The organism is Burkholderia sp. BCC0419 (assembly GCF_902830285.1).
Taxonomy (GTDB): domain Bacteria; phylum Pseudomonadota; class Gammaproteobacteria; order Burkholderiales; family Burkholderiaceae; genus Burkholderia.
On sequence record NZ_CADESR010000001.1, the window covers coordinates 2,003,469 to 2,029,172 of the forward strand.

The 25,704-nt window shown below is 68.3% G+C and carries 20 protein-coding genes; 9 read left to right on the forward strand and 11 right to left on the reverse strand.

The features are described from left to right. Positions 1-68: 68 nt before the first annotated feature. On the reverse strand, positions 69-1,010 hold the full coding sequence (locus HWW87_RS08960) for a LysR family transcriptional regulator (protein ID WP_175819994.1): 942 nt from the start codon (positions 1,008-1,010) through the stop codon (positions 69-71). A 157-nt stretch (positions 1,011-1,167) separates the two neighbouring features. On the opposite strand from HWW87_RS08960, the gene HWW87_RS08965 reads away from it, so the two are divergent. Genes HWW87_RS08965 through HWW87_RS08980 form a run of 4 tightly spaced genes read left to right on the forward strand, consistent with a single transcriptional unit; the run spans position 1,168 to position 6,058 of the window. Further along, on the forward strand, positions 1,168-2,748 hold the full coding sequence (locus HWW87_RS08965; protein ID WP_175819995.1) for an efflux transporter outer membrane subunit: 1,581 nt from the start codon (positions 1,168-1,170) through the stop codon (positions 2,746-2,748). 14 nt (positions 2,749-2,762) lie between these two features. Next, positions 2,763-4,967 carry an FUSC family protein gene (locus HWW87_RS08970; protein ID WP_175819996.1) on the forward strand — a complete coding sequence of 735 codons (2,205 nt, stop codon included), beginning with the start codon at positions 2,763-2,765 and terminating at the stop codon, positions 4,965-4,967. Continuing rightward, entirely contained in the window at positions 4,964-5,167 is a 204-nt protein-coding gene (locus tag HWW87_RS08975) for a DUF1656 domain-containing protein (RefSeq protein ID WP_034207084.1), read from the forward strand. The genes HWW87_RS08970 and HWW87_RS08975 overlap by 4 nt, the downstream gene beginning before the upstream one ends. A gap of 12 nt (positions 5,168-5,179) precedes the next feature. Continuing rightward, entirely contained in the window at positions 5,180-6,058 is an 879-nt protein-coding gene (locus HWW87_RS08980; RefSeq protein WP_175819997.1) for an HlyD family secretion protein, read from the forward strand. A 21-nt stretch (positions 6,059-6,079) separates the two neighbouring features. Here the strand turns inward: HWW87_RS08980 and HWW87_RS08985 are convergent, their stop codons facing one another. Continuing rightward, positions 6,080-7,753: a methyl-accepting chemotaxis protein gene (locus HWW87_RS08985; protein WP_175819998.1), complete on the reverse strand. Its 1,674-nt coding sequence runs from the start codon at positions 7,751-7,753 to the stop codon at positions 6,080-6,082. Here HWW87_RS08985 and HWW87_RS08990 point away from each other — a divergent pair. After that, complete coding sequence (locus HWW87_RS08990; protein ID WP_175819999.1) at positions 7,741-8,088, forward strand: hypothetical protein; 348 nt, start codon at positions 7,741-7,743, stop codon at positions 8,086-8,088. The two genes, HWW87_RS08985 and HWW87_RS08990, sit on opposite strands and share 13 nt — an antisense overlap. Positions 8,089-8,157: 69 nt before the next feature. Then, positions 8,158-9,408 carry an MFS transporter gene (locus HWW87_RS08995; protein WP_175820000.1) on the forward strand — a complete coding sequence of 417 codons (1,251 nt, stop codon included), beginning with the start codon at positions 8,158-8,160 and terminating at the stop codon, positions 9,406-9,408. Positions 9,409-9,477: 69 nt separating this feature from the next. Here HWW87_RS08995 and HWW87_RS09000 read toward each other — a convergent pair whose 3' ends face one another. Together HWW87_RS09000 and HWW87_RS09005 are read right to left on the reverse strand one after the other, a co-directional pair. Next, positions 9,478-10,275, reverse strand: a complete 798-nt coding sequence (locus HWW87_RS09000; RefSeq protein WP_175820001.1) for a 5'-methylthioadenosine/adenosylhomocysteine nucleosidase — start codon at positions 10,273-10,275, stop codon at positions 9,478-9,480. Beyond that, positions 10,272-12,635: a UvrD-helicase domain-containing protein gene (locus tag HWW87_RS09005; protein ID WP_175820002.1), complete on the reverse strand. Its 2,364-nt coding sequence runs from the start codon at positions 12,633-12,635 to the stop codon at positions 10,272-10,274. Before HWW87_RS09005 ends, HWW87_RS09000 begins: the two co-directional genes overlap by 4 nt. 223 nt (positions 12,636-12,858) lie before the next feature. Between HWW87_RS09005 and HWW87_RS09010 the strand changes: the two genes are divergently transcribed. Together HWW87_RS09010 and galU are read left to right on the forward strand one after the other, a co-directional pair. After that, a complete protein-coding gene (locus tag HWW87_RS09010; RefSeq protein WP_175820003.1) occupies positions 12,859-15,726 on the forward strand; it encodes a valine--tRNA ligase in 2,868 nt (955 codons plus the stop codon). A gap of 87 nt (positions 15,727-15,813) precedes the next feature. Then, entirely contained in the window at positions 15,814-16,698 is an 885-nt protein-coding gene (galU, locus tag HWW87_RS09015) for a UTP--glucose-1-phosphate uridylyltransferase GalU (RefSeq protein WP_174432015.1), read from the forward strand. Positions 16,699-16,750: 52 nt separating this feature from the next. Here galU and HWW87_RS09020 read toward each other — a convergent pair whose 3' ends face one another. The 7 genes from HWW87_RS09020 to HWW87_RS09050 all read right to left on the reverse strand — a co-directional run bounded on the left by HWW87_RS09020 (position 16,751) and on the right by HWW87_RS09050 (position 24,074). Then, positions 16,751-17,365 (reverse strand): DUF4136 domain-containing protein, encoded by a 615-nt coding sequence (locus HWW87_RS09020; protein ID WP_175820004.1) that lies wholly within the window; start codon positions 17,363-17,365, stop codon positions 16,751-16,753. 37 nt (positions 17,366-17,402) lie between these two features. Then, positions 17,403-19,790, reverse strand: coding sequence for a CHASE2 domain-containing protein (locus HWW87_RS09025; RefSeq protein ID WP_175820005.1), 2,388 nt, complete (start codon positions 19,788-19,790; stop codon positions 17,403-17,405). Between the two features lie 10 nt (positions 19,791-19,800). Next, positions 19,801-21,162 (reverse strand): FecR domain-containing protein, encoded by a 1,362-nt coding sequence (locus HWW87_RS09030; protein WP_175820006.1) that lies wholly within the window; start codon positions 21,160-21,162, stop codon positions 19,801-19,803. Next, positions 21,159-21,863 (reverse strand): response regulator transcription factor, encoded by a 705-nt coding sequence (locus tag HWW87_RS09035; RefSeq protein ID WP_006490421.1) that lies wholly within the window; start codon positions 21,861-21,863, stop codon positions 21,159-21,161. The genes HWW87_RS09030 and HWW87_RS09035 overlap by 4 nt, the downstream gene beginning before the upstream one ends. A gap of 268 nt (positions 21,864-22,131) precedes the next feature. Next, positions 22,132-22,566 carry a peptidase gene (locus HWW87_RS09040; RefSeq protein ID WP_174432019.1) on the reverse strand — a complete coding sequence of 145 codons (435 nt, stop codon included), beginning with the start codon at positions 22,564-22,566 and terminating at the stop codon, positions 22,132-22,134. Between the two features lie 226 nt (positions 22,567-22,792). Further along, positions 22,793-23,020 carry a sulfurtransferase TusA family protein gene (locus HWW87_RS09045; RefSeq protein ID WP_174390967.1) on the reverse strand — a complete coding sequence of 76 codons (228 nt, stop codon included), beginning with the start codon at positions 23,018-23,020 and terminating at the stop codon, positions 22,793-22,795. A gap of 118 nt (positions 23,021-23,138) precedes the next feature. Beyond that, positions 23,139-24,074, reverse strand: a complete 936-nt coding sequence (locus tag HWW87_RS09050; RefSeq protein ID WP_175820007.1) for a LysR family transcriptional regulator — start codon at positions 24,072-24,074, stop codon at positions 23,139-23,141. Between the two features lie 108 nt (positions 24,075-24,182). Between HWW87_RS09050 and HWW87_RS09055 the strand changes: the two genes are divergently transcribed. Next, on the forward strand, positions 24,183-25,703 hold the full coding sequence (locus tag HWW87_RS09055) for a CoA-acylating methylmalonate-semialdehyde dehydrogenase (protein WP_175820008.1): 1,521 nt from the start codon (positions 24,183-24,185) through the stop codon (positions 25,701-25,703). Position 25,704 lies beyond the last annotated feature (1 nt).

Below are 25,704 nucleotides of genomic sequence, written 5' to 3' on the forward strand. Positions count from 1 at the left end.
CTGACACACGTTCGTAAAAAAATGTTGCGTGAAGGACAAATCTCGTCAGATGGCGGTCGACCGCGCCGTCATGTCGCACGCGTGTACTGTTCGAGCGCGGCTTCGTCGGCTTCGAGCGTGAGCGGCAGCTCTTCGCGCAGGAAATCGACCCAGGTCCGGATTTTCGCGTCGAGGTACTGGCGCGACGGATACAGCGCGTAGATGTTCATCAGGTGCGACCGGTACTCGGGCATCACGCGCACGATGTGCCCGCTGCGCAGCCAGCCGATCGCCGAATAGAGCGGCAGCCCGCCGATCCCCATCCCCTCCCGCACGGCCACCGCGAGCGCCTCGGCGACGTTCACGCGAAACGGCGGCGCCGTGATCGGCACGACCTCGTCGCCATTCGGCCCCGCCAGCGCCCATTCGTCGAAGTGAAAGCCCGGCGCGACCATCCCGAGGCACACGTGCTGCGCGAGATCGGCCGGCCGCTGGGGCACGCCGTGCGACTCGACGTAGCCCGGCGATGCGCACACGACGCTGTAGCTCTCGCCGAGCCGCTGCGACACGAGTCCCGAATCGGGCAGATCGCGGCCGACGACGATCGCGACGTCATACCCCTCGTCGAGCAGGTCGGGCATCCGCTGCGCGAGCGTCAGCTCGACGTGCACGTCCGGATAGCGCTCGCGGTAGCGCGCGATGGCCGGCACCAGATAGTGCTGGCCGAGGCTCGTGAAGCAATGGACCTTCAGCTTGCCGGACGGGCGCGCATGCGCGTCGCCCGCCTCGGCTTCGGCCTGGTCGACGTAAGCGAGGATCTGTTCGCAGCGTTGCAGATAGCGCTCGCCGGCTTCGGTCAGCGCGATCCGGCGCGTCGTGCGGTTCAGGAGACGCGTGCGCAGGTGCGCCTCGAGATCCGAGACCGCGCGCGACGCGTAGGCGGTGGTCGAATTCATCTGCTGAGCGGCCGCGGTAAAGCTTCCCGCGTCGACCACGCGGACGAATACCCGCATGTTTTGTAGCGTATCCATCCTGTTACCCCTGTGAATCCGGAGGGATTGTTGCACAGGGTCCAACAAATATTATCTCAGGATTCGTAAAAATGACTTGCACCGTTGTCCGTTTATTCAGGAATCGCTGAAAAATATAATCGCCTCCGACTCATCTATATCCGAAAGGGAGAAAATCGTGCAGTCTCCGGCGAAAAAAGGGACGCTCGCACTGGCGGTTCTTGCAGTCTCATTAATAATGACCGGCTGCGCGAGCATGGGTGACAACAAAACCCAGTCCGCTCGCATCGAAGCGAACGCGCTCGACGCCGGCGCGGCCATCCGCGCGGCCGACCGCGACGCGGGCTGGCCCGCCGCCGACTGGTGGCGCGCGTACCGCGATCCGCAGCTCGATGCGTGGATCGCCGCCGCCCAGGCCGGCAACCCGACCCTCGCGGCCGCCGAGGCCCGCGTGCGCGAAGCGCAGGCGATGGCGCGCGTCGCCCGTTCGGCCGAACTGCCGCAGATCAACGGCAACCTGTCGCTGATGCGCGAGCACTGGCCGGACAACGTGTACTACGGCCCGGGCCCGCTCGCGAACGCCGACACCTGGAACAATACCGGCACGCTCGGCCTGTCGTACCACCTCGATTTGTGGGGCAAGGACAAGAACGCGACCGAGCGTGCGCTCGACACCGCGCATGCGAGCGCCGCCGACGCACGGGCGGCGAAGCTCGAACTCGAGGTCAACGTCGTGCGCGCGTATGTCGACATGTCGATGAACTATGCGCTGCTGGACCTCGCGCACGAAACCTTCGAACGCCAGCGCTCGCTCGCCGATCTCGCGCGCAAGCGGCTGCAGGCCGGCCTCGGCACGCAGCTCGACGTGAGCCAGGCGGAATCGACGCTGCCCGACTACGAGCGCCAGATCGACAGCTATGAAGAAGCGATCCAGCTCGCGCGCCACCAGCTCGCCGCACTGGCCGGCAAGGGCCCGGGTGCCGGCGACGCGATCAAGCGGCCGCAGCTTGCGCTTGATGCGCCGGCCGGCCTGCCGTCGGCCATGCCGGCCGACCTGCTCGGCCGCCGCCCCGACGTCGTCGCGGCGCGCTGGACGGTCGACGCGCAGGCGCGCGGCATCGACGTCGCGAAGGCGTCGTTCTACCCGAACATCGACCTGCTCGCGACGGTCGGCGGCTTCGGCGTGACCGCGCCGTTCACCGACTTCCTGCGCGCGATGAACGGCGGCTGGACGGCCGGCCCCGCGCTGTCGCTGCCGATCTTCGAAGGCGGCCGGCTGCGTGCGCAGCTCGGCGCCGCGAATGCCGGCTACGACCAGGCGGTCGAGCGCTACAACCAGACAATCGTCGGCGCGCTCAAGGACATCGCCGACCAGGTCGTGCGGATCCGCTCGCTCGATACGCAGAAGAAGGACGCCGTGCGGTCGGTGGCGGCCAACGATCGCAGCTATCAACTGTCGCGCGAAGGCTTCCGCCGCGGGCTGACCGATTACGTGAACGTGCTGGTCGCGCAACAGCAACTGCTGCGCGCGCAGGAGACGGCCGCCCGCATCGACGCGGAACGCCTCGCTGCGCACGCGCAGCTGATGGCCGCGCTCGGCGGCGGGGTCGAGACGGGCATGGACGTGCGGGGCGGCCATCCGCCGAAGGACGAGGCCGCTGCGCCGGCCGCCGCGTCGGGCACGAAGCCCGCGGCAGCCGTCGCCCGGCCCGCGGAAGTCGCGACCGCCGGCGCGTCCGCCGTGCCGGCCGCACGGTAACGCGGAGCGCCGCCATGTCAGCCTCCTCCCCCGCTTCCACGCCCGCCGGCGGGCCGTTCGCAGCCTGGACCGCCGCGTTCGGCGACTGGGCCCGCACCGACGGCGCCGCGTGGCTCTACCTGTTCAAGGCGCTGCTCGCCGCGTTCATCGCGACCGGCGTGTCGATGCGGCTCGACCTGCCCGCGCCGAAAACGACGATGACGACCGTGTTCATCGTGATGCAGCCGCAAAGCGGCGCGGTGCTCGCGAAAAGCTTCTACCGCGTCGCCGGCACGATCTTCGGGCTGATCGCGACGCTCACCTTCGTCGGGCTGTTCCCGCAGCAGCCGCAACTGTTCCTGCTGGCGGTCGCGCTGTGGGTCGCCCTGTGCACGGCCGGCGCCGCGCGCAACCGCAACTTCCGCAGCTACGGCTTCCTGCTGGCCGGCTACACGACCGCGCTGATCGGGCTGCCCGCGTCGCAGCACCCGGACGGCGCGTTCATGAGCGCGATGACGCGCGTGGCCGAAATCATGGTCGGGATCGTATCGGCCGGCGTGGTCAGCGCACTCGTGTTTCCGCAGACCACCGGCGAGCAGATGCGCACGACGGTGCGCAAGCGCTTCGGCAGCTTCGTCGACTACGTCGCGGCGGCGCTGTCGGGCCAGCTCGACCGCGCGCATATCGAAACCATCCATACGCGCTTCGTCGCCGACGTGGTTGGGTTCGAGGCCGCGCGCAGCATGGCCGTGTTCGAGGATCCGGACACGCGGATGCGCAGCGGCCGCCTCGCGCGGCTGAACAGCGAGTTCATGAGCGTGTCGAGCCGGTTCCATGCGCTGCACCAGTTGATGAACCGGCTGCATGCGGCCGGCGCACAGGCCGCGATCGACGCGATCGAGCCGTACTTTCGCGAGATCGCCCCGCTGCTGCTGACGCCCGCCGGCGAACCGGTGCGCACGTCGGCCGATGCGGGCCATGCGGCCGCGCAATTGCTCGCGTGGCGCGACGCGCTGCCGCGCCGCATCCGCGCGACGCGCGCCGCGCTCGAGACGCAGCCGGACTTTCCGCTGCTCGACTTCGACACGGCCGCCGAACTGCTGTACCGCTTCATCACGGACCTGCACGAATACGCAGCCACCTATGCGTCGCTGTCGACCGCGACGCACGAGCGCGAACGCTGGATCGAACGCTACGAGCCGCGCACCAATGCGACGGCGATGGTGATCGCGGCGATTCGCACCGCGACCGTGATCCTCGTGCTCGGCTGGTTCTGGATCGAGACCGCATGGCCGAGCGGCGTGACGATGACGCTGACGGCGGCGGCCACCTGTGCGCTCGCGTCGTCGACGCCGCGCCCGACCGCGATGTCCGCGCAGATGGGCATGGGCACCGCGCTCGCCGTCTGCACGGGCTTCCTGCTGACGTTCGGCATCTATCCGCACATCGACGGATTCCCGCTGCTGTGCGTCGCGCTCGCGCCGCTGCTGGCGATCGGCATCTACTTGACGCTGAAGCCGAAGCTCGCCGGCTACGGGATGGGCTACCTGATCTTCTTCAGCTTCCTCGCCGGCCCGGACAACATCACGCACTACGATCCGACCAGTTTCATGAACGATTCGCTCTCGCTCGTGCTGGCGATGCTGGTGTCGGCGATCGCGTTCGCGGTGCTGTTCCCGCCGACCGCGCCGTGGCTCAAGAAGCGGCTGTTCGCGGACCTGCGCCACCAGGCCGTCGCGGCCGGTCACGCGCGGCTCGCGGGCTTGCGCACGCGCTTCGAGAGCGGTGCGCGCGACCTGATGTACCAGGCGCACACGCTGTCGGCCGACCAGCCCGACGTGCAGCGCGATGCGCTGCGCTGGATGTTCGCGGTGCTCGAAACCGGCAACGCGACGATCGACCTGCGTCACGAGCTCGCGACGCTGCCGTCCGATCCGCGCTATGCGCCCGCGATGCCGTGGCGGCGCGCGATCGAGACGATGCGCAGCGCGCTGTCGGCGTTGTTCTCGAAGCCGAGCGCCGCGCGTTTCGACGCGACGCTCGCCGCGACCAATGCGGCGATCGACGCGACCCGGCAAACGCTCGATGCGGTCGAGCCGTCGCGCGACGAGCGCCATCGGCTGCAGCGCATCCTGAGCCACCTGCATTTCGTGCGGACCGCGCTGCTCGACCCGGAATCGCCGCTCGAGCCGCTCAACCGCAACCGCCCCGTGCGTCCTCAACCAGGAGCCCCGTCATGATGCCGCGTGAAATCGCCATTCTCGATGCCTACATGCCCACGGTGGTGCTGATGTTCGCCCTCGGCGCGATCGCGACCTGGGCTGTCGACCGCCTGCTCGCCTATACGGGCCTCTACCGTCTCGTCTGGCATCCGTCGCTGTTCCGGGCCTGCCTTCTCGTCTGTATTTGCGGCGGACTGAGTCTTGCCGTTTACCGTTGATTCCGAACCATCATGATGCTCAGAAAACTCTTCGGCTTCGTCGCGACCGCCGTCATCCTTCTCGTCGCGATCCTGATCGGGCGCTCGCTGTGGGTGCACTACATGGACGATCCGTGGACGCGCGACGGGCGCGTGCGCGCCGAGATCATCAACGTCGCGCCGGACGTGTCGGGTGCGATCGTCGAGCTGCCCGTGCATGACAACCAGCTCGTGAAGAAAGGCGACCTGATCATGCAGATCGATCCGTCGCACTACCAGATCGCGGTCGAGCAGGCGCAGGCGGCCGTCACCGCCCGCCGTGTGGAACTGCAGATGCGCCGCGACGACGCGGCCCGCCGCGCGGACCTCGATGCGCTCGTCGTGTCGAAGGAAAACCGCGAAAACGCGGCGCACAGCGCATCGAGCGCCGATGCGCAGTACCAGCAGGCCATCGCCGCGCTCGACGCCGCGAAGCTCAACCTCGAGCGCACGCGCGTCGTCGCGCCGGTCGACGGCTACATCACGAATCTGCAGACGTTCAAGGGCAACTATGCGGTGGCCGGCCAGGCGAAGCTCGCGATCGTCGACAGCCACTCGTTCTGGGTCTACGGCTACTTCGAGGAAACCAAGCTGCCGCGCGTGAAGATCGGCGCACCGGCCGAAATGCGGCTGATGAGCGGCGGCGTGATGAAGGGCCACGTCGAGAGCATCTCGCGCGGCATCTACGATCGCGACAACCCCCAAAGCCGCGACCTCGTCGCGGACGTGAACCCGACCTTCAACTGGGTGCGCCTCGCGCAGCGCGTGCCGGTGCGCATCCGGATCGACGAAGTGCCGGCCGACGTGGTGCTGTCGGCGGGCACGACCTGCACGGTCATCATCGATCCGGACAAGCAGAAGAAGAAGTCGTAATCGCCGGGGCGCGCCGCGCGCTCAGTGTGCGATGCGGAAACGCCCGACCAGCGCCTTCAATGCCTGCGCCTGCTCGTCGAGCGCGTTCGCGGCAGCGGCCGCCTGTTCGACGAGCGCCGCGTTCTGCTGGGTGCCGGCATCCATCTGCGTGACCGCGCGGCCGATCTCGTCGATCCCCGCGCTCTGCTCGTCCGACGCCGCCGAGATCTCGCCGATGATGTCGGTCACGCGCTTGACCGCGCGTACCACGTCGCCCATCGTGCGGCCCGCGTCGTGCGCGAGCGCCGCGCCGTTTGCCACGCGCTCGACCGACGCGCCGATCAGTTCCCGAATCTCCTTGGCCGCGGTCGCCGAACGCTGCGCGAGCAGCCTCACCTCGCCCGCGACCACCGAGAAGCCGCGCCCCTGCTCGCCGGCGCGCGCGGCCTCGACCGCCGCGTTCAACGCGAGAATGTTGGTCTGGAACGCGATCCCCTCGATCGTGCCGATGATGTCGCGAATGTTCTTCGCGCTGTCGTCGATCTCGCTCATCGTCGCGACCACACGCCCGACGACTTCCCCGCCCGTCTCCGCCACCGCCGACGCATTGGCCGCGAGCGTGCTCGCCTGCCGCGCGTTCTCGGCGTTCTGCCGCACGGTCGACGTGAGCTGCTCCATGCTGGCCGCGGTGCGCTCGAGCGCGACGGCCTGCTGCTCGGTACGCCGCGACAGGTCGAGGTTGCCGGTCGAAATTTCGCCGGACGCGGCCGCGATCGCCTCGGCGCTCACCGCGATCTCGCCCACCGTTGCCGCGAGCCCCGTCTGCATCTCGGCCAGCGCGCGCACCATGCTGTCGCGGTCGTGCCGCGCGAGCGTGATCGGCCGCGTCAGGTCGCCGCGCGCGATGTCCGCGGCAATCTCCTTCGCGTGCGCGGGCTCGCCGCCGAGCTGCGACGCGAGGCGCCGCACGACGCGCTCGGCGATCGCGACGGCCAGCACGATCAGCGCGGCCGTCATCGCTGCGATCATCGCGAACGACGACGAAAAAATGGTCGCGGACGCATCGAGCGTCGCCTTCGACTTCTCGCCGCGCGTCTTCACGAGTTCGGCGACGAGTTTTTCGAGCTTGCCGGTTTCGACCAGCAGCGACACGTCCTGCGTGCCGACCTGCCAGTTCATCTGCGACAGGTCGAGCGGCTGCGCGCGCACCAGCGTGACGAAATCGCGCAGATGCGTGCTCCACGTGCCGACCGCCGTCGAGAATGCGTGCAGCCGCGCCGAATCGCCGGCATCGGCCGGATCCGCATAGCGCTGCAGCGCGCCGAGCGCCTGGCCGATCGACGCGAGCCCCGCGCTCACCTCGGCGCCGAGTTCGTCGCGCTCCTTCGCGGTGGTCGCGGTCAGCAGCATCTTCTGCGCGCGGCTCGCCCGCAGCACTTCGGCGCGGACTTCCTCGGCCGCCCGGCTCGCGACGTGACCCTGGTCGTAGACCGACGAGATCGATTCGTTCAGCCGGCTGATCTGCCACAGCGAAAACACGCCGATCACGAGCGTGCCGGCCAGCAGGATCGCGAATGCGGCGCGCAACGTCGCCTTGACGGTCCACGGCCGGCGTGCGCGACGCTCGGCGTGCGCACGCCGAGCGGCACGACCGGCGGCAACGTCGGGTACGGCGGCTGCCGCACCGGGCTGTGGATGCAAAGATGCTGCTTTCATCGATCTACCCCGTATTGATCACGCTGCCGGAAAGGTCGGTCCCGGCGTTCCCGCGACGGCTGGCCATGCCGCACGTCCTGCACCCTGCCCGGCGGGTAGCCGGGGCCGGGCGCGGCGCGCCTGTTGTCATTGGGTCGTTCTACGGCCGCCATCGCCGTTTCTTGAGTCCGGAAAAACACGCACCGGGCTCCGGCGCGGCCCCGCTGAAGGGTGAACGCGCCGCCAGCGTTATACCCGTCCAAAAAAGCACGCATCGGCCGATCCGTCCGATGAATGTCCGATTCGCGACAAAACTTGGCAGGACATTCTCGATACGCCAAATTACACTTCTTTGACGCAGCAACGATCCAGAACGCGCCGATCCCCAACAGAGCGCGCCAGCCACCTCAACTCGTTCAGCTCTCATGGAAACCAGCCTCGACTCCGGCTCCACCGGCGCAGCCGCCGCCCAGCCGTCCGCACCACCGTCCGCACCGCCCGCCGCACGCACCGTCTACCCGGTTCTCGGCGCGATCAGCTTCTCGCACATGCTCAACGACATGATCCAGTCGTTGATCCTCGCGATCTACCCGATGCTCAAGAGCCAGTTCGCGCTGTCGTTCGCGCAGATCGGCCTGATCACGCTCACCTACCAGATCACCGCGTCGCTGCTGCAGCCGCTCATCGGCCTCTATACCGACAAGCGCCCGAAGCCGTATTCGCTGCCGGTCGGCATGGGCTTCACGCTCGCGGGGCTCCTGCTGATGTCGGTCGCGCCGAATTTCCCGATGCTGCTGGTGGCCGCGGCGCTCGTCGGCTGCGGCTCGTCGGTGTTCCATCCCGAATCGTCGCGGGTCGCGCGGATGGCGTCGGGCGGCCAGCACGGGCTCGCGCAGTCGGTGTTCCAGGTGGGCGGCAACGCGGGCTCCGCGCTCGGGCCGCTGCTCGCCGCGCTCGTGATCATTCCGCACGGCCAGCACAGCATCGCGTGGTTCTCGGCGGCCGCGCTGGTCGCGATGATCGTGCTCACGCAGATCGGCCACTGGTACAAGAAGCATCCGTCGATGAAGAAGAAGGCCGCCCCGGCCGGCCACCCGACGCTGTCGCGCGGCCGCGTGATGGGCGCGATCGGCGTGCTGGTGCTGCTGGTGTTCTCGAAGTACTTCTACCTCGCGAGCATCAACAGCTATTTCACGTTCTACCTGATCGACAAGTTCCACCTGTCGGTGCAGGCCGCGCAGATCCACCTGTTCGTGTTCCTCGCGGCGGTGGCGGCCGGCACGCTGATCGGCGGGCCCGTCGGCGACCGGATCGGCCGCAAGTACGTGATCTGGGTGTCGATCCTCGGCGTCGCGCCGTTCACGATGCTGCTGCCGTACGCGAACCTGTTCTGGACGAGCGTGCTGACCGTGATCATCGGCATCGTGCTGGCGTCGGCGTTCGCCGCGATCCTCGTCTACGCGACGGAGCTGATGCCCGGCAAGGTCGGGATGGTCGCGGGCCTGTTCTTCGGCTTCGCGTTCGGCCTGGGCGGTGTCGGCGCGGCCGTGCTCGGCCAGCTCGCGGACGCGACGAGCATCCCGTTCGTCTACAAGGTGTGCTCGTTCCTGCCGCTGATCGGCGTGTTCACGGTGTTCCTGCCGAACCTCGAAAGCAGCCGGCGCAAGCAGGCATGACGAACGACCGGCCGCGGCGTGCGTGCCGCGGCCGGTCGAAGGGTACGAATGGAGAATTCGACGGCGGCTTCAGGCCGCCGTCGTTGCATGCAGCGTCAGGAAACGCTTGAGGATGCCGGACGAATAGCTGCTCGCGATCGCCGACAGGAAGTGCGAGAACGACTGCGTCGCGTGATCGTCGGCCGTATCGGAGATCGTGCGCACGAGCGCGAACGGCACGTCGTGTTCCGCGCACACCTGCGCGATTGCCGCGCCTTCCATTTCGACCGCGAGCGCGTCCGGCAGCGCGTCGCGCAGCGCGACGACCTCGCGCTCGCTCGACACGAAGCGGTCGCCGCTGATGACGAGCCCCGCGTGCAGCGCCGCGCCGGCGAGCCCGAAGCGCTCGGCGAACCGCGCGCCCTCTTCGTCGACGAACAGCGTGCATGCGGCCCGCAAGCGGGCCGTCAGCGCCGCGTCGGTCGCGAAACGCGTGATGCCGAGCAGCGGCACCTCGTAGCGCGGAAAGAGCGGCGACGCGTCGAGATCGTGTTGCAGCAGCGTATCGGCCACGACGAGGTCGCCGACCCGCACCGTGCGCGACACGCCGCCCGCGACGCCGGTGAACACCACGCCCGACACGCCGAACACGTGGATCAACGCGCTGACCGTCGCGGCGGCCGCGACCTTGCCGACCCGCGCGAGCGTGACGACGCAGGCCGCGCCGTGCACGGTGCCGACGTGATAATCGCGGCGGCCGAGCGTGACCGTCTTCATCGCGCCGTCGGCGCGCATCGCGGCGATCAGGTCGCCGAGTTCCTCGGGCAGCGCGGCCAGAATGCCGAGCGGGCGCGCGGCTGGCGTCACGGCCAGGTCGACGTCCATCATTCCACCGCCTGCAGTTTCGCGACCGCGAGCGCGAGCCATTTCTCGCCGTGGCGCTTGAACTTCACCTGCGCCTTCGCATCGGTGCCGTTGCCTTCGAGCGCGGTGACCGTGCCTTCGCCGAACTTCGTATGGAACACCTGCTGGCCGACCCGGAAGCCGGCGTCGGCCGCGCGCTGCTTGTCCGCGAACGCCGGCAGCGGCGCGGACACGGCCGCATCGACGATCTGCTCGCGACTGCCGCCGCCCGGCCGCGCGAACCAGTCGCGCCCGTACCCGGCATTGTCCGAACGCCCGCCCCAGCGCGACCCGGCCTCGACCTTCGGCGTGAGCCACTTCAGCACGTGTTCCGGCAGCTCGTCGAAGAAGCGCGAGCGCACGTTGTAGCGGGTCTGGCCATGCAGCATCCGGCTTTGCGCGAACGACAGGTAGAGCCGCTCCTTCGCGCGCGTGATCGCGACGTACATCAGCCGGCGCTCTTCCTCGAGGCCGTCCGATTCGAGCACGCTGTTCTCGTGCGGGAACAGCCCTTCCTCGAGCCCCGTGATGAACACGGCCGAGAATTCGAGCCCCTTCGCCGCGTGCACCGTCATCAACTGCACGGCGTCCTGGCCGGCCTGCGCCTGGTTGTCGCCGGCTTCCAGCGACGCATGCGACAGGAAGCCGGCGAGCGGCGTCATCGTGTCGGGATTTTGCGCGGGATCGTCGAGCGGCACGGGATCGAGCACGTCGACCGCCGGATCGTCCGTCGCGGCGCCGAGTTCGGGCGCCGCGATCGCGCCCGCGCGCAGCGGGATCGAGCGGGCCGGCGTGTCGAGCCCGTAGCCTTCCTCGGCGATGAACGCGGTGGCCGCGTTCACGAGTTCCTGCAAGTTTTCGAGGCGATCCTGCCCTTCGCGCTCGCCCTGGTAGAAATCGGCGAGGCCGCTCGCGCGCACGATGTGCTCGACGGTGTCGGGCAGGTTCATCTGCTGCGTGTCGGCGCGCATCTTCGCGACCAGGTTCGCGAACCCGCCGAGACTCGTGCCGGCCTTGCCGGTCACGTACGGAATCGCGGCGGCCATCGAGCAGCCGTACAGGCGCGCGGCGTCGGCCAGCTGCTCGATCGAGCGCGCGCCGATTCCGCGGGTCGGGAAGTTCACGACGCGCACGAATGCCGTGTCGTCGTTCGGGTTGTCGATCAGGCGCAGGTACGCGAGCGCGTGCTTCACTTCCTGCCGCTCGAAAAAGCGCAGGCCGCCGTACACGCGGTACGGAATGCCCGACGACATCAGCGTGTGCTCGATCGAGCGCGACTGCGCGTTGCTGCGGTACAGGACGGCCACTTCGCTGCGCGCCATGCCGGTATTGATCAGCGAGCGGATCTCCTCGACGATCCAGCCGGCTTCCTGCGAATCGGTGCTGGCTTCGTACACGCGCACCGGCTCGCCGTGGCCGGCATCGGTCCGCAGGTTCTTGCCGAGGCGGTGCGCGTTGTTCGAGATCAGCTGGTTCGCCGCGTCGAGGATGTTGCCGTGCGAACGGTAGTTCTGCTCGAGCTTGATCAGGTTGCGCACGCGGAATTCGTCTTCGAAGTCGCGCATGTTGCCGACGTTCGCGCCGCGGAACGCGTAGATCGACTGGTCGTCGTCGCCGACCGCGAAGATCGCGTTCTCGCCGCCCGCGAGCATCTTGAGCCACGCGTACTGCAGCTTGTTGGTGTCCTGGAACTCGTCGACGAGGATGTGCCGGAAGCGCGCCTGGTAGTGCGCGCGCAGCGGCGCGTTGTACGCGAGCAGCTCGTAGCAGCGCAGCAGCAGCTCGGGGAAATCGACGACGCCTTCGCGCTGGCACTGCTGGTCGTACGCCTGGTACAGCTCGACGAACTTGCGGTTGAAGTTGTCGGTCGCGTCGACCTTGTCCGGGCGCAGCCCCTGCTCCTTCGCGTTGTTGATGAAGTACTGGACGTTCTTCGGCGGGTACTTTTCGTCGTCGACGTTCGCCGCCTTCATCAGCCGCTTGATCGCGGACAGCTGGTCGGCCGTGTCGAGGATCTGGAAGGTCTGCGGCAGGCCCGCGTCGCGCCAGTGCGTGCGCAGCATCCGGTTGCACAGGCCGTGGAACGTGCCGATCCACATCCCGCGCGTGTCGATCGGCATCATCGCCGACAGGCGCGCCATCATCTCGCGCGCGGCCTTGTTCGTGAAGGTGACGGCGAGCACGGTGGGCGGCGATGCGTAGCCCTGCTGGATCAGCCACGCGATGCGCGTGATCAGCACGCGGGTCTTGCCGCTGCCCGCCCCTGCGAGGATCAGCGCCGGTTCGTTCGGCAACGTGACGGCGGCGTATTGTTCGGGGTTCAGATTGGCGAGCAGATCGGGCATGGAGCGGCAGCTAACGGGCGAGAAAATGCGGACCCGACATTATAAGTCGGCCGCGCGATGCCGTTTCCGATCCGTTCGGCCGCACATCGTGCGCGCGTTGCGGGCACGTTGCGGCCGCGTGCCGGCAGGCCCGCGCCGGCAAGGCGATGGCTGGCGGATGGGCATCCATTTATAATTGTCAGATTCGGCATCCAATTCACGCATTTTTCGGCAGATTTCCAACATGAGCGACAACACGCTTGCGAAGAGCTTCGAGCCCCATACCATCGAGTCCCAATGGGGGCCGGAGTGGGAAAAACGCGGCTATGCCGCCCCGGCATTCGATCCGTCCCGCCCCGATTTCGCGATCCAGTTGCCGCCGCCGAACGTGACGGGCACGCTGCACATGGGCCACGCGTTCAACCAGACGATCATGGACGGCCTCGCCCGCTATCACCGGATGCTCGGCGAGAACACGCTGTGGGTGCCCGGCACCGACCACGCGGGGATCGCCACCCAGATCGTCGTCGAGCGCCAGCTCGACGCGCAGGGCGTGTCGCGCCACGATCTCGGCCGCGAGAAGTTCGTCGAGCGCGTGTGGGAATGGAAGCAGAAATCCGGCTCGACGATCACGGACCAGGTGCGCCGCCTCGGCGCATCGACCGACTGGTCGCGCGAATACTTCACGATGGACGACAAGATGTCGGCCGCCGTGCGCGACGTGTTCGTCACGCTGTACGAACAAGGGCTGATCTACCGCGGCAAGCGCCTCGTCAACTGGGATCCGGTGCTGCTCACCGCCGTGTCGGACCTCGAAGTCGTCAGCGAAGAGGAAAACGGCCACCTGTGGCACATCCGCTACCCGCTCGTCGACGGCTCGGGCTCGCTGACGGTCGCCACCACGCGCCCCGAGACGATGCTCGGCGACGTCGCGCTGATGGTCCATCCGGAAGACGAGCGCTACGCGCACCTGATCGGCAAACTGGTCACGCTGCCGCTGACCGGCCGCGAGATTCCGGTGATCGCCGACGACTACGTCGACCGCGAGTTCGGCACGGGCGTCGTGAAGGTCACGCCCGCGCACGACTTCAACGACTACCAGGTCGGCCTGCGCCACAAGCTCGCGCCGATCGAGATCCTGACGCTCGACGCGAAGATCAACGACAACGGCCCCGAGCAGTATCGCGGCCTCGACCGCTTCGACGCGCGCAAGGCGATCGTCGCCGACCTCGACGCGGAAGGCTTCCTCGACTCGGTGAAGCCGCACAAGCTGATGGTGCCGCGCGGCGACCGCACGGGCGTCGTGATCGAGCCGCTGCTGACCGACCAGTGGTTCGTCGCGATGACGAAGCCGGCGCCGGAAGGCACGTTCAATCCGGGCAAGTCGATCACCGAGACGTCGCTCGACGTGGTGCGCGACGGCCAGATCAAGTTCGTGCCGGAAAACTGGACGACCACCTACTACCAGTGGCTCGAGAACATCCAGGACTGGTGCATCTCGCGCCAGTTGTGGTGGGGCCACCAGATTCCCGCGTGGTACGGCGAGAACGGCGAGGTGTTCGTCGCGCGCAACGAGGAAGGCGCGCGCGCGCAGGCCGCGGCGAACGGTTACACGGGCGCGCTCAAACGTGACGAAGACGTGCTCGACACGTGGTTCTCGTCGGCGCTCGTGCCGTTCTCGTCGCTCGGCTGGCCGAACGAAACGCCCGAGCTGAAGCACTTCCTGCCGTCGTCGGTGCTCGTCACCGGCTTCGACATCATCTTCTTCTGGGTCGCCCGGATGGTGATGATGACCACGCACTTCACCGGCAAGGTGCCGTTCCATACCGTCTACATGCACGGCCTCGTGCGCGACGCGGAAGGCCAGAAGATGTCGAAGAGCAAGGGCAACACGCTCGACCCGATCGACATCGTCGACGGCATCGACCTCGAGGCGCTGGTCGCGAAACGCACGACGGGCCTGATGAACCCGAAGCAGGCCGCGACCATCGAGAAAAAGACGCGCAAGGAGTTCCCGGACGGCATCCCCGCGTTCGGCACCGACGCGCTGCGCTTCACGATGGCGTCGATGGCGACGCTCGGCCGTAACGTGAACTTCGACCTCGCGCGCTGCGAAGGCTATCGCAACTTCTGCAACAAGCTGTGGAACGCGACGCGCTTCGTGCTGATGAACTGCGAAGGCCACGACTGCGGCAGCGACAAGCCGGAAGTGTGCGGCGCGGGCGACTGCGGCCCCGGCGGCTACCTCGACTTCTCGGCGGCCGACCGCTGGATCGTGTCGCTGCTGCAGCGCACCGAAGCCGACATCGCGAAGGGTTTCGCCGATTACCGCTTCGACAACATCGCGAGCAGCATCTATAAATTCGTGTGGGACGAGTACTGCGACTGGTATCTCGAACTCGCGAAGGTGCAGATCCAGAACGGCACGCCGGAACAGCAGCGCGCGACGCGCCGCACGCTGCTGCGCGTGCTGGAAACGGTGCTGCGCCTCGCCCACCCGGTCATCCCGTTCATCACCGAAGCGCTGTGGCAGAAGGTTGCGCCGCTCGCCGGCCGCTATCCGCAAGGCAAGGCCGAGGGCGAGGCGTCGCTGATGACGCAGGCGTATCCGGTCGCGAACCTGCAGAAGATCGACGAGGCGTCCGAGCAGTGGACGGCCGACCTGAAGGCGATCGTCGACGCGTGCCGCAACCTGCGCGGCGAGATGAACCTGTCGCCGGCGACCAAGGTGCCGCTGCTCGCGGCCGGCGATGCCGAGCGCCTGCGCTCGTTCGCGCCGTACGTGCAGGCGCTCGCGCGCCTGTCGGAAGTGCAGATCCTCGTGGACGAAGCGGCGCTCGACAAGGAAGCGCACGGCGCGCCGATCGCGATCGTCGGCCCGAACAAGCTGGTGCTGAAGGTGGAAATCGACGTCGCGGCCGAACGCGAGCGCCTGTCGAAGGAAATCACGCGCCTGACGGGCGAGATCGCGAAATGCAGCGCGAAGCTCGGCAACGAGGCTTTCGTCGCGAAAGCCCCGCCGGCCGTGGTCGAACAGGAGCAGAAACGCGTCGCGGAATTCCAGAGCACGCTCGAAAAACTGCGTGCGCAGCTCGATCGGTTGCCTGCGTAACAAAGGGTAAGGTCATTTGCGTTCACTATAATGCGAACGTGAACATAGACCGTCTGACAAGTCGATTACAGGAATAAAGGTTCGATCATGTTGAAAGTCACCAAGGCGGTATTCCCCGTTGCCGGTCTCGGCACGCGGTTCCTCCCGGCAACGAAGGCGAGCCCGAAGGAAATGCTGCCGGTCGTCGACAAGCCGCTGATCCAGTACGCGGTCGAGGAAGCGATCGCCGCGGGCATCACCGAGATGATCTTCGTGACCGGGCGCAGCAAGCGCGCGATCGAGGACCACTTCGACAAGTCGTACGAGGTCGAGGCCGAACTCGAGGCGCGCGGCAAGGAAAAGCTGCTCGAACTCGTGCGCAGCATCAAGCCGAGCCATGTCGACTGCTTCTACGTGCGCCAGCCGGAAGCGCTCGGCCTCGGCCATGCGGTGCTGTGCGCGGAAAAGCTGGTGGCCGACAACCCGTTCGCAGTGATCCTCGCGGACGACCTGCTCGACGGCAACCCGCCGGTGATGAAGCAGATGGTCGACGTGTTCGACCACTATCACAGCTCGGTGATCGGCGTGGAAGAGATCCCGCCGTCGGAGACGAAGTCGTACGGGATCGTCGACGGCAAGGAATGGGAAGAGTCGATCGTCAAGATGTCGGCGATCATCGAGAAGCCGGCGCCGGAAGTCGCGCCGTCGAACCTCGGCGTGGTCGGCCGCTACATCCTGAAGCCGCGGATCTTCGAACACCTGCGCGCGCTGAAGCCCGGCGCGGGCGGCGAACTGCAGCTCACCGACGCGATCCAGGCGCTGCTCGCCGACGAGCAGGTGCTGGCCTACAAGTACCAGGGCACGCGCTACGACTGCGGCAGCAAGCTCGGCTACCTGAAGGCGACGGTCGAATTCGCGCTGCGTCACCCGGAAGTCGGTGCGGAGTTCGATACGTACCTGCGCACGCGCGACGGCGGCCAACCGACCGTCTGAACGCGGCAAGGGCGCGCCCCGGCGGGCCCGTCCTCACCTCACGGCCAGCGCTTCAGCGCGCGTCGGCCGGCTTCACCGAGACGACGCCCGGCATCCCGCCCGCGTCGTCTTTTTTCGTCTTGACGAGCCAGCCGCTGCCGTCGCCGAACGGCACCTTCGCCAGCGCGCTCTTGACGAGCGCCGGCGCGGCCTGCTGCGTGCCCGGATCGCGATCGCGCAGCGACGCCGACACGCGATAGACGTCGGCGCCCGATTGCGCATCGACGAAGCGCAGCGTCAGCACGTGGCGGTACACGCGGCCCATGAACGGCAGCGCGACCGGCGCGGGCCCGTCGACCGTCACGCATGCGCTGCTCGCCGCACCGCACCGGTCGGCGCTCGCCGCGACCGCCGCCGGCTGCGTCGCATACGCGATCGACAACCGGTAACGCGCGTCCTTGAGCGGCTGCGCATCGAAGCCGCGGCGCGCGAGTTCGTCGCGCACGAGCGTCTCGATCTGCCGGTACTCGGCATCGCCCGCCTGCGCGGCCGTCCGCACGAAATCGTAGCCGTGCGCACCGGATGCAAATGCATTCGGCTGCCCGACCACACTCACGCCGCTCGTCACGCCGGCACAACCCGTCAACAGCGACGCCGCCAGCGCGGTCGCCGCCCATTGCTTTCTCATGACTTTCCCCAAATGCGTGCCGTCGCGCCCGGCCCTGTCAGGCGGACGGCTCGTCGATCGCGGGCAACGACACCGTCACCGCGGTGCCGACACCCACTTCGCTGTCGACCGACACGCTGCCCCCATGGCGCGTGACGACCGTCTTCACGAAAGCCATGCCGAGCCCGGAGCCCGGGATGTCGGGCCGCTCGCCGGCATGGAATCGCTTGAAACGCTCGAACAGATGCCGCTGATCTTCCGGCGCAATGCCGTACCCCTGATCGCGAATCGTACAGAACATCCGCTTCGATGCGTGCTCGACCGTCAGCGTACACACGATCACCGTGTCGGACGGACTGTATTTGACCGCATTGTTCAGCAGGTTCACGAAGGCGCGCGTGATCAGCGAGCGATCCGCGCGCACCCAGCACATGTCGGCGCCCACGTCGGTCTCGACGCGGATGTGCTTCGCCTGCGCCTGCGGCCACACCTCGTCGCTCGCATCGATCAGCACGTCGACGAGGCTCGTCACCTCGAGCTGGTACGCCTGCGACTCGGCGCGCGCCAACTGCACGAACTCGTCGGCGAGCGACAGCGCGCGGTGCGCATAGCGCTCGATCCGCGCGAGCAGCCCGCGCATCGCGTCGGTCTCGACGCGATCGCGCTCGATCTCGACCAGCGCGAGGATCGACGACTGCGGCGAACGCATGTCGTGCGACAGCAGGTGCAGCGCTTCCTCGCGATGCCGTTCGGCCGCATGCAGCTCGGTCACGTCGACGAGGCCGGCGATCCAGCCCGTCACGCGCCCTTGCGCGTTCGTACACGCCGCGTAGCGTAGCAAATGGTCGAGCCCGTCGCGATCGCGCACCTCGATGCCGCGCGCCATCGCGTCGTGCTCGGCCTCGAGCGTCGGGTCGAGCGCGGCCGGCCAGCGCTCGCGGATCGCCGCGTCGTGCTCGGCATTGCCGTCGACGGTCTTCATGAAGGTCAGCTCGCCGAGCGCGGTGCGCAGCGGCCGCCCTTCCGGCAGCGGCAGCGCGAGCCGCGACCCGTAGCGTTTCGCCGCGTGGTTCGCGATCAGCACGGTGCCGGCGAGGTCGGTCACGAAGATCGGCTCGGGCATGCTGTCGAGGCTGTCCCACACGAAGCGCTTCATGTCCTGCACGCGCTGCGCGGCCTGCGCCATCAGCGCCATCTGCCGCTCCAGCACGTCGCCGCCGACGCTGCGCGTGCGCGGCGCCTCGGGCAGCAGGTGCGGCTCGTCGGCGAGCCGCTGCAGCTCGCGGCGCAGGTACGACATCGTCATTTCCAGCCGCCGCCAGTTCCAGATCGGATAGACGGCGACCAGTCCGAAGATCGCCGGCGCCGGCGTCAGCCAGATGCGCGCCTCGAACAGCAGCGCCACGCTCGCGACCACGGCGAGCGCGGCCAGGCTCAGCGTCAGCAGCAGCGCCCGCCACGGCGACAGCATCAGGAAACCGCCCAGCAACACCGCGAGCGGCAGCAGCGACGCGACGAACAGCCCCGCGCGCGACGCGGGCGAGATCGCACTGCCGGTCGCCAGCATGTCGAGCACGTTCGCATGGATATATACGCCGGCCAACGGGCCGAACTCGCCGGACACCGGCGTCGCGAAGCGATCGTACAGCCCCGACGCCGTCACGCCGACGACGACGATCTTGCCGCGCAGCGCGTCGGGCTTCACGCGCCCTTCGAGCACGTCGTCGAACGACAGCGTCGGATACGCGGGCGTGTTGCGGCTGAACGGAATCAGGTAGCGGCCGTCGCCCGCCGCATCGCGCGACAGGTCGTGCGCGTTCGCGCCGGGCATGCCGCCGACCGGGTGCAGCCGGCCGGCCTGGATCGCGCGGTACACGGGCACCATCAGTTGCGGCCAGCGCACGCGGCCGTCGCTTTCGAACAGCGCGACGCTGCGCACGATGCCGTCGCGATCGACTTCGAGATTGATATGGCCGAGCCCCGTCGCGCGCGCGGCGAGCGCGGCGACCGGCGGATCGACCGATCGCGTGCCGTCCGCCTGCTCGGGACTCAGCAGCACCGGCAGGAAGGTCGGCACGCGGCTCATCGCGTCCGCGAACGTGCGATCCTCGGGCGACGGTTCGGTAAACAGCACGTCGTAGACGACGGCGGCCGGCTGCGCGCGCGCGAGCGTGTCGAGCAGCCGCGCATGCACGTCACGCGGCCACGGCCAGCGGCCGAGCGCGGACACGCTCTGGTTGTCGATGTCGACCACCACGACGTCGGGCGACAGCGGCAGGCTGCGCAGCATCAGCAGCCGGTCGTAGATCAGCCCGTCGACGCTCGACGACAGGCGGCCAAGCGCGCACGCGAGGATCACCGCGATCCCGAGGCAGCCGATCGCGATCCATTCGATCAGGAAGCGGCGGCCGAGGCGCCGCCGCGGGGAAACGGAGTCGGGTTTCATGCGCCGCGGATCAGCGCGACAACGTGAACGCGCTGACCGGACTGGTCTTCTCGTAGAACTTGCCGCCTTCGAATTCCTCGACGGTCACGGCCCAGAAATAGTCGCCCGGCGGCAGGTGCGCGACGGTGATCTGGCGCGCGTGCAGGCCGACCTGGTCGACGACCGGCGCGCTCAGGTCCTTCGAGCGCGACAGCACGAACCGGTAACGCGCATTCTTGCCCGAGCCGTTCGGCGACCAGCGGAAATCGTAACCGCCCGCGCCCTGCGACGCGCTCGCGTCGAGCCCCATCACGCGGCGCTCGAACGCATAGGTGCGCGGCAGCCCCTCGAGGCCGTTGGCATCGATCGCGGCGATCCGCACGAAGTAATTCCCGTTCGGCACGTCGCGGAACACCGCGCGCGGCGAATCGGTGCGCGTTTCGCGGAACAGGTCGAGCAGCCCCGCGTCGTGCGCGAGCTGCACGCGATACGCATGCGCCTGCTCGAGCGGCGCGATGTCGAATGCGACGTCGGGCTCGTCCTGCACCTTGCCGGGATGCGCGAGCGTGGGTGCGCCGAGCAGTTCGACGGGTGCGCCGACCGCGCCGGACGACGTCGCGACGCTGCCGAAGTTCGCATGCACGAGCGTCGCGCCGGCCGGCTTCCGCCCGCCCGCGACGCCGACGGTGCCGTCGAGCACTTCGACGCGCGTCGACGCGGTGCCGGCCGCGTCGTAGTTCACGCGAAAGCGCGTGCCGCGCACGCCGGCGACGACCGACGGCGAGCGGATCTGGAAGCGGTCGTCGCGTTTCTTCAGGTGGGTGACGTCGCTGTCGACCGAGCCGCGCGTGAGTTCGAACTCGCGATCGAGCGTGCCGGTCAGCACCGTGCGGCGCAGCGACTTCAGGTCGAGCTGGCTGTCGGGCGGCAGGCTCATGTGCGTGCCGTCGGCCAGCTCGATCGTCACGAAGCCGTTCGGGCCGGTGCGCACGCGGTCGCCTTCGGCGAGCGTCGCATCGTTCGCGAGCGGCGCGAAGGCGTCGCCGGACGCGCGCTCGGCCGTGCCCTGCACCGCGATCACGCGTGCGGTGAGCTTTTCCTTGCGCAGGCGCGCAACCGGCAGCTTCAGCGCGACGCCGGGCTGCAGGTGCTTCGGCGCCGGCACGCCGTTGATCTGCTGGAGCAGTTGCCAGTCGTCCGCGCCCTGCAGGTAGCGCGCGGCGACGTCGTACAGCGTGTCGCCCGCCTGCGTGCGATAGACGACCATCTTGCCCGCGGCGGCGGGCGGCTGCGCCGCGGCCTGCTGCGCGGCGAACGCGAACGCGACCGCGCAGGCCGCGCGCAGCGCCGCCGTGCACAGGCTCGCCGTGCGCTGCGTGATTCGCGCGGTCACTCCGGTTCCCCCTGGCCGACCCGTTCGAGCCGGTAGCCGTACCCGTAGATCGGCGCGAGACGGTAGCCGTTTTCGGGCCGCAGGCCGAGCTTGGTGCGCAGCATCGAAATGTGCGTATCCATCGTGCGTGACGGAATGTCGGTCGCCTGCTTCCACACGAGGTCGAGAATGTGCGCGCGCGACAGCGGCCGGTCGAGATGCTGGAACAGCAGCAGCGCGAGCTCGAATTCCTTTTGCGTGAGGCTCACGGCCTTGTCGCCGACGTACGCCTGCTTCAGGTTCACGTCGAAACGGAACTGATCGAATTCGCGGACGGTCGCCTCGGCGTTGACCGGATACGCGCGGCGCAGCAGCGAACCGATGCGCGCACGCAGGATCGGGCCGGACACGGGCTTGACCACGTAATCGTCGGCGCCGGCGTTGAGGATCTGCGTGATCCCCGCCTCGTCGTCGCGGCTCGTCATGAAGATGATCGGCAGGCTGTGCTCGGTCTGGTTGGCGCGCACCCACTTGAGCACTTCCTCGCCGGACATGTCGGGCACGTTCCAGTCGAGCACCAGCAGGTCGAACGTCTCGCGCTGCAGGCGCTTCTTCAGGGCCTTGCCTTCCTTGAACGCATAGCACGTATGGCCGACGGCCGTCAGCGTTTGACTGACGAAATCCGTCTGGGCCGGATCGTCATCCAGTACAGCAATTCTCATAGCACCCCGCAAATCGAAGTCGATTCGTCCATTCGGCTCCCGCGCCTGCCCCGGCCGCGCAGCCTGCGCGCGGCGTCCGGATACCGGCCGGCGAGCCGTCGTTCGCCGCTCGCGCCACCTGCGCAAACCGGCGACCCCGGCTAAATATCTCAAAAACGGGGCACGGACGAACCGGCGATTTCATCATAGTAGTATGAAATTCGCCAAGAAATTGCGCGGACTATCACCCTTTCTTCGAATAATCCTTTCTATTGCGCAACCGGACGGCCTATTCGGCGCCCGCGATGCCGGCCACCGGCTCGGCAAAATCGCCTGTCGGCATGCGTGGCGACGGCCGCTCCGACAGCGGCGGTTGCGCAAGCATCCGCTGCAGCTGGTCGCGCACGCGCTCCCACGCGCCGGCCGCGTAGTCGGGCTGGCCCGCCGCCCATGCCTGCGCCAGGTCGAACACGCGTTCGATCGTCGCACCGCAGTAGGTCGGGCCAGAGCCGTCGTCCCGCGCGGCATCGCGCAGCCGTTCGTCGAGCCATTCGGCCAGCCACGGCATCTCGGCCGCAGCCGAATCCGCATACGCCTCCAGCGCGGCACGCGCGTGGCGGTCCTGTTGCGGATCGAGCTCGATCCGGCTCAATTCCGAGGTGCGCACGGGCGCAATGCTTGCCGCTCCGGACGGACTTCGAAGGGTCCCTGGTCTGAAGGACATGTCCTCTCCCCGTTGTACGACGGTAGCGTCAGGCATGGCCCCCGAGCCCGCCGTGCGACGTACCGTGGCCGGCGCCTCCGCTGGGAGCGGACGACCGGCCGGGTCAGTATACGCAGCCGGTCACGCAACGAGGTTTAAGAATTGTCAGAAAGGGGTGGCCAGCCAGGTGTGGCCGGCCAGGTGCGGCCGGGAGCCCGGGGCGCGGCGGGATGTGCGATGCGCGCCGTCAGCGGCGGCGCATCAGGAACACGAAGATCTTGTCCTGGGTCGTCACTTCGACGATCTCGTTGCCCGTCTGCTTCGCGAACGCGGCGAAATCGCGCTGCGAGCCCGGATCGGTCGCGAGCACCTTGAGGATCTGCCCGCTTTCCATATCGGCAAGCGCTTTCTTGGCACGCAGGATCGGCAACGGGCAATTGAGCCCGCGCGCGTCCACTTCCTTGTGAATCTGCATCGGCTGTCGACCTTCGAATGACGCGCCACACATGGCGCGGGAGGAAGCCGCGATTTTACCGCAGCGCCGCCGCGCCTGCCCGGGCCGCCCACGGGGCCGGCGCCCGCCGGCACGCGGCTCACGCGCCGGAGAAGCCGCCCGCGAGCCGTTCGCGCAGGTGCCGCACGAGCGCGCGCACCGCGCTCGGCACGACCGGGCTGTACGGGCGGATCGCGAAAATGTGGTCGCCGAACGCGCCCGACGGCCGCCAGCCGTCGAGCAGCGCGACGAGCCGGCCGGCGTCGAGATCGCGCCGCGCGCTGAAATCCGGCAGCAGCGCGATGCCGAGCCCGCCGAGCGCGGCCTCGCGCATCGCCTCGCTGTTGTTCGCCGCGAAACTGCCGCGCACCGGCACGCTCACGCGCTCGCGCCGGCGGCCGTCCGGCTCGAAGCTCCACGCGGCCGGCTCGTGCTCGCGCAGGTAGCACAGGCAGCTGTGATCGACGAGTTCGCTCGGGTGGCGCGGCGCGCCGCGCGCGTCGAGATAGTCGCGGCTCGCGACCAGCAGCGAACGCGTATCGCACAGCTTCCATGCGACGTGGGTCTGCGGCGCGGTGGTCGTATGGCGGATCGCGAGGTCGAAGCCCTCCTGCGTCAGCGAATGCAGGCGGTCCGACAGGTCGAGCTCGATCTGGACGCCCGGATGCTGGCGCAGGAAATCGGGCAGGTGCGGCACGACCTGCTGGCGGCCGAGCGCGACCGGCACCGTCAGGCGCAGCAGCCCGCGCGGCTCGCCGGCGAGATCCTTCACGCGCGCGAAATGCTGGCCGATCGACTCGAACGCGTCGCGCGTGCTGTCGACGAGCGTCTGCCCCGCGTCGGTGAGCCGCACGCTGCGCGTGGTGCGGCGCACGAGCGGCACGCCGGCCGCCTTTTCGAGATCGGCGATGCGCTGGCTCATCGCGGCCTTGCTGATGCCGAGCCGCTGCGCGGCAGCCGTGAAACTGCCCGCCGCGGCCAGCACCGTCAGCGAATGGATATGCGGCCAGAGCGCCTGGACATTTTTCTGATTCATCCACTGATTATTCAGAATTCTGAACAGTGAATCAAGTTTCGCGGCCTTCTCCGGCCCTGCCGGTTTCCCTAGACTAGGCGCTGTTCCCCCTCATCCCCAGGAGACACGATGAATCCGGTTCCCGCGTACACGTCCGACGCCGATGTCGGCCACTATGTCGACGGCGCGCCCGTCGCCGGCCGCAGCGGCCGCTTCCAGGACGTCCTCAACCCGTCGCTCGGCCGCGCGGTGCGCCGCGTGGCGCTGGCCGGCAACGACGAAGTCGAGCAGGCCGTCGCGTCCGCCCACGCGGCGTTCCCGGCCTGGGCCGCGACGCCGCCGATCCGCCGCGCGCGCGTGCTGCACCGCTTCCTGCAACTGATGAACGAGCACCGCGATACGCTGGCAGCGATCATCACGGCCGAGCACGGCAAGGTGTTCTCCGACGCGCAGGGCGAAGTCGCGCGCGGCATCGACATCATCGAATTCGCATGCGGCGTGCCGCAACTGCTGAAGGGCGACTTCACCGACCAGGTCAGCACCGGCATCGACAACTGGACGATGCGCCAGCCGCTCGGCGTCGTCGCGGGCATCACGCCGTTCAACTTCCCGTGCATGGTGCCGTGCTGGATGTTCCCGGTCGCGATCGCGACGGGCAACACGTTCGTGCTGAAGCCGAGCGAGCGCGACCCGTCGGCCGCGCTGCTCATCGCCGACCTGCTCACGCAGTCCGGGCTGCCGGCCGGCGTGTTCAACGTCGTGCAGGGCGACAAGGGCGCGGTCGATGCCCTCCTCGACCACCCGGACGTGCAGGCCGTCAGCTTCGTCGGCTCGACGCCGATCGCGGCCTACGTGCAGCAGCGCGCGGTGCAGTCGGGCAAGCGCGTGCAGGCGCTCGGCGGCGCGAAGAACCACCTCGTCGTGATGCCCGATGCGAACATCGAGCAGGCCGTCGACGCGCTGATCGGCGCCGCATACGGCTCCGCGGGCGAGCGCTGCATGGCGATCAGCATCGCGGTGCTGGTCGGCGACGTGGCCGACAAGATCGTGCCGGCCGTGGCCGAACGCGCACGCAAGCTGGTAATCGGCGACGGGATGTCGCCGGAAGTCGAGATGGGTCCGATCGTCACCGGCGAGGCGCTGAAGCGCATCGAAGGCTATATCGAGCAAGGCGTGAACGAAGGCGCGCAACTGGTGGTCGACGGCCGCGGGCTGCGCGTGCCGGGCCGCGAGGCCGGCTTCTTCACCGGCGGCACGCTGTTCGATCACGTGACGCCCGACATGCGGATCTATAAGGAAGAAATCTTCGGGCCGGTGCTCGGCTGCGTGCGCGTGAAGGATTTCGGCGAAGCGGTCGACCTGATCAACGCGCACGAGTTCGGCAACGGCGTGTCGTGCTTCACGAGCGACGGCGGCATCGCGCGCGAATTCGCGCGGCGCATCCAGGTCGGCATGGTCGGCATCAACGTGCCGATCCCGGTGCCGATGGCGTGGCACGGCTTCGGCGGCTGGAAGAAGAGCCTGTTCGGCGACATGCACGCGTACGGCGAGGAAGGCGTGCGCTTCTACACGCGCCAGAAGTCGGTGATGCAGCGCTGGTCGTCGAGCATCGGCAAGGGCGCCGAATTCGCGATGCCGACCGCGAAGTAAG